The organism is Stieleria sp. (assembly GCF_041595215.1).
Taxonomy (GTDB): domain Bacteria; phylum Planctomycetota; class Planctomycetia; order Pirellulales; family Pirellulaceae; genus Stieleria; species Stieleria magnilauensis.
The window spans coordinates 1-3,645 of the sequence record NZ_JBFHKV010000896.1 but is presented as its reverse complement, the minus strand read 5'-3'; the positions used below and the strand labels follow the sequence as shown (position 1 = coordinate 3,645).

Below are 3,645 nucleotides of genomic sequence, written 5' to 3'. Positions count from 1 at the left end.
TCGAAGCAAATGACGTCGGCGCCCTCGGACCCGGCCAGCCCGCACGCTCAAGCTCACCGATCAACTCCTTTACGAACGCAAACTGCCGCACCGCCGGCGAATTGATTCGCTGCGACCCCGTCCGGTGTCGACGGGATTGTGGGTCGTGCTTCCCGGAGGTGGCGCTGCGCTGACCTCCGGCTACTCGCTGACATCCCTCCGGGATACTCGGTTCGCTGCCGCTCTCCTTTGACACCGAACGGTATCAAAGCGACTAGCCGAGGGTGAGCGAGCGAAGCGACACTTCCGGCCACTCACTGGAATCCCTCCGCGATCCGTGCGGGATGACCGACAATCCTACCGGTCGCCCCGACCGTCATGTCCACCCGGGTCGCCCAAACATCGGCGTCGCGATCGCGATCTCGGAGTTGTCGTTTGCCCCGCCGAAAGTGGCGCATCGAGCCCGCCTGCGTCGTCTGATCGGAATGATCGCTACACGCGGCACCGCAATCTGGCTTGCACGACCGCCGGCACTGAATTTCTAACCGGTCAGCCGGCGTGCCCTTGCGCGTGTCCTATCAGTTTCTTTAGTCGCGATCCACACGGCGACAAACCCACCGATTCGGTCGGAGTCTCTCCAGGATCGATCAAACGTTTTAAAAAACAACTACCTGATTTAAGTTGGAGGCCCACCGTGGCTCACGCAATTGCCTTTCGTCCCAGTCGCGCCCGAAAGGGTTTTTCGCTCGTCGAGCTGTCGGTCGTCGTCATCATCATCGGCGTCCTGGCCGCGTTCGGCGTCCCGCGATTGCTGCAAAGTGTTGAACGAAGTAAAGCTTCGGAATCATTCAAGTACCTCGCCAGCGTCCGCGCAGCACAAGAACGCTATCAGGCCCGCCAAGGGACCTACGCGTCGGATTTGACTCAATTGGACATGGAGCAAGCTCCGCCGAAGTACTTTAGCGTTGGTGTTGCCGCCGCCGGCGGATCGGGAAGCCTGGAAGATTCCTGGACCCTGACGCTGACGCGATCCGGATCAAGCTCCGGTTACGGCGCCTACACCGTGACGTTCACCGAAGACGGTTACGACGCGATGAATAGCACCATCGACGCGGAAATTAATCCACAGAGCACCTAGGCTGACGACCTGACCGCTTTCTGGGGGGAAAGCGTGGCATGAACCGTCACCACGACGGCACCATGCCACCACCGATCCAATCAGCTGGGGCGGTCCGTAACCATTCACGGACCGCCCTTTTTTTGTGCCAGCTTGACTGGCGTATCGCATCCAGATGTGACAGCGGGTTCATCACCCTACGGTGAGCCCCGCTGACGCATCACCGGAGGGGACGTTTCCATCATGAACACCGCAAGCGATCGATCCCGCAGCCACGTTGTCGGGATTCTGTTCGGGCGACAACACTTACATGGATGTCACGCGTCGACAACCATGTTTGGCGCGGTGCGTTATGAGTACGCCTCGGTCGCGGTCCAAAGCGACGACCTCGGTCACTCGTTGGCTGAATTGTTTGACGCCTTGGGCGTCCAAGGCGACCCCGTCCCCGTTGCCGCGGCCATCCCGACCAGCGAATGCTACTTCGCCACCCGTCCGATCAACTCCGGCGGCGGCAATGCCAGCCCACGCACGTTGCTTCGCGAATCGCTGCGAAGTTCCACCGCGAAACTCGATCAACTCGCGATCGATGTCCTCAATTGGCAAGCCCATCGCCGACAATTGGTCTCCATCGTGGCCGCGCCACTGGATCGCATCGAATCCATTCGTGAAACCATCGGCAACACCAAACACTCGCTGCAGCGACTCGAACCGGCCGCCAACGCGCTGATCAGCGCCGCGGTCGAAAACGAACGCTCGGAACGACGCGACCGACTGGTCACACGCGTCTTCTTGGGCGATACCAGCTTGCTGGCCGTGATGACCAAGGGCACCCGGGCGATCCATTGGCAGAGCATGCCCTTGCCACAGGGCGACGAAGCAACGGGCATCGTTTCCATCGTCCGCTCGGTCGAAGCCGCCTACGCCGCATGCGGCCTGGAGACCTCCCCGGACGCGGTCAGCATCTACGGCCGACGTGAGCTGCAGTCGCTGATCGATCGCCAGTGGTTGAGCGACAATCTGCCCGACGACTTCCGTTGGCTGGACGCCCCTTCGATGAAACCGGACCACATCGCACGCGCCTGCGCCGATGGATTCTTGGCCGACGAAGAGGACGAGTTTGATTTCGTGCGGGAATATCGCGAGCCGTTAAAACTCCACCGCGTCGTTCCGTACAAAGAAATCGCCCTCTATCTCGTGGCGGCGTGTGCCCTCGCCCTAGTGCTGGTGGACCGCATGAAAAAAACCGAATCCAACCACGTGGCACTCGTTTCGAGCGCCCCGTCAATGGCCACCGATGGCTCCAACCCACGCCCCGAACGCGATCGATTGAACGCCCGAGCCAGCGCCGTCAGCACCTTCATGGACAAACGCGTTCGCTGGAGCCCGATGCTGGGACAGATCACGTCGATCTTGCCCGACGGCACCCGGCTGACCGGTATCCGCGGCAGTGCGACGATGAGCCAAAAACGAAAACGGGCCGTCAAGACCGCCCCGACCACGTTGATCTTGCACGCCGAATGCGTGCTCGACGAAGACGGCCAACTCCCCGCCTCGGTGAGCAAACTGACCGAGACCGTCGGCCAACTGGAAACCGTCGCCGAACACTTCCAACGCGTCGAACTGAGCGACCTGCGCCGCACCCTCTCGGCGGAAACCGGAGTCGCCGGTGCCGAGTTCTCCATCATTCTGACCACCAGCAGCAAGGCCAAGGGGTAGTGCGTCCTCCGAGCCCGATACCATGAAACATCCTGAAGCGAAAAAAGACTGGAAGCAAGAACTGCAGCAGGTCGCTGAGCAACTCCGCGACCCGTTTCGCATGCGCGTTGCCGTCGCGCTGGTCATGGTCGCCATCATGTTCTTCGCGATCAGCGAGCCCCTGCACGGCAGAACCAAAAAGACACGCCGGGAACTGCAACAGTTGCGTGAAAAGGTCAAGACGGCCGAAGAGGTCATGCTGCTCCAGGACGCGCTCGAACACGTTCGGCCGCGGATCCTGCAAGGCGAAGGCAACGATGCGGTGACCGGATTTTTCATCGACCTGTTCCGAGATTCCGGCGCCGACCTTCTGCAGATCAATGCCGAAGCCCCGCAACGCTTGGGGCCGATCTACAACGTCCGCGTCACCCTGGACTTGGCTGGCGATTTCTGCCAACTCAATGAAGCGCTGTTCCTGTTGGAATCACAACCCGAATTGATTCGCGTCGAAACGCTTCAGATCAATCCGGCCGAACGCAGTGCATCACAACCCACGATGCAGTTGTCCGTTCGCATGCTGAAGGAGAAGGAATGAACGTCAACCTCCAAAGATACGCGCCTCCCTGTGCCGTCCTGACAATCGCCCTGTATCTCGGCTGGCCCCCCGAGGCTCCGATGGACCTCGGCGAAGATGTCGTGCGGGCCAAATCCGTTCGCTGGAAAGTCGCCGATCTGGAAACGCCACCGCTGCCTGCGGTGATCAGCAATGATCCCTTCGCAGCCGTGCTGGTCCAGCGCCCCACAGACGACGCGTCCGAGGGCGAAACATCGGATGCAACTCCCGAAGACCTCGG

Annotated in this window: 4 protein-coding genes; all 4 read left to right on the top strand. The window is 60.9% G+C overall.

From position 1 onward, the window contains the following. Positions 1–673 precede the first annotated feature (673 nt). Positions 674–1,117 (top strand): type IV pilin protein, encoded by a 444-nt coding sequence (locus ABX749_RS25900; RefSeq protein ID WP_197455997.1) that lies wholly within the window; start codon positions 674–676, stop codon positions 1,115–1,117. Positions 1,118–1,339: 222 nt separating this feature from the next. Continuing rightward, entirely contained in the window at positions 1,340–2,812 is a 1,473-nt protein-coding gene (locus tag ABX749_RS25895; RefSeq protein ID WP_372898552.1) for a hypothetical protein, read from the top strand. 22 nt (positions 2,813–2,834) lie between these two features. Further along, a complete protein-coding gene (locus ABX749_RS25890; protein ID WP_372898551.1) occupies positions 2,835–3,386 on the top strand; it encodes a GspMb/PilO family protein in 552 nt (183 codons plus the stop codon). Next, the coding region (locus ABX749_RS25885; RefSeq protein WP_372898550.1) for a hypothetical protein at positions 3,383–3,645 on the top strand (263 nt) is incomplete at its 3' end. The genes ABX749_RS25890 and ABX749_RS25885, both read left to right, overlap by 4 nt.

Bases quoted from the DNA above. Each gene is read 5' to 3' on its own strand.
- ABX749_RS25895 (WP_372898552.1), top strand. From the start codon at position 1,340: ATGAACACCGCAAGCGATCGATCCCGCAGCCACGTTGTCGGGATTCTG.
- ABX749_RS25890 (WP_372898551.1), top strand. From the start codon at position 2,835: ATGAAACATCCTGAAGCGAAAAAAGACTGGAAGCAAGAACTGCAGCAG.